The 657-nt window shown below is 50.1% G+C and carries 2 protein-coding genes; one reads left to right on the forward strand and one right to left on the reverse strand.

All coding sequences use genetic code 11. The annotated features are described in order from the left end of the window. On the reverse strand, positions 1-550 hold a 550-nt coding region (locus A3750_RS19885), incomplete at its 3' end, for a 3-hydroxyacyl-CoA dehydrogenase family protein (protein ID WP_231871896.1). Here A3750_RS19885 and A3750_RS26990 point away from each other — a divergent pair. After that, a partial coding sequence (locus A3750_RS26990; RefSeq protein ID WP_231871897.1) for a hypothetical protein occupies positions 476-657 on the forward strand: 182 nt, incomplete at its 3' end. The two genes, A3750_RS19885 and A3750_RS26990, sit on opposite strands and share 75 nt — an antisense overlap.

Consider the following 657-nt stretch of genomic DNA (forward strand, 5'->3'; position numbering starts at 1 on the left):
TCTCTTCCAGGCAGCGAACAGTCTCAATGGCTTGAATGTAGAGCAGCCGGTCTTGTAAATCTTTCAGTTCGAAGTCTGCTTGGCCACCAAATAGCTCAGGCAGCCCGTTCCATAAATGCTTTTTGCCATTTTTGGGATATTCGTAGAAGCCGCCGCCCGCCAGTTTTCCTGGACGACTTGCCTCAAGCATCTTATCGACAACCGCATCGGCGGGATGAGCGCGGTATGGCTTGCCCTCAGCTTCTAAGTCTTTGATCGTTTGATTACGGATCTTCTCCATTAACGTCATGCTTACTTCATCGGTCACAGCAAGTGGACTTACCGGGAAGCCTGAGAGAAATGCTGCGTTTTCGACCGCCGAAGGAGAGACACCCTCCCCTAACATCGCGATGCCCTCGTTCGCATACGTACCAAAGACGCGCGACGTATAAAATCCACGGCTATCGTTAACGACAATAGGCACCTTTGAAATCTGTTGAACGAAATCATATGCACGCGCGAGCGTCTCATCAGAGGTTTGCGCACCACAAATGATTTCGACCAATGGCATTTTGTCTACTGGCGAAAAGAAATGGAGGCAAGTCGTCCAGGAAAACTGGCGGGCGGCGGCTTCTACGAATATCCCAAAAATGGCAAAAAGCATTTATGGAACGGGCT

It is taken from the genome of Oleiphilus sp. HI0079, assembly GCF_001635105.1.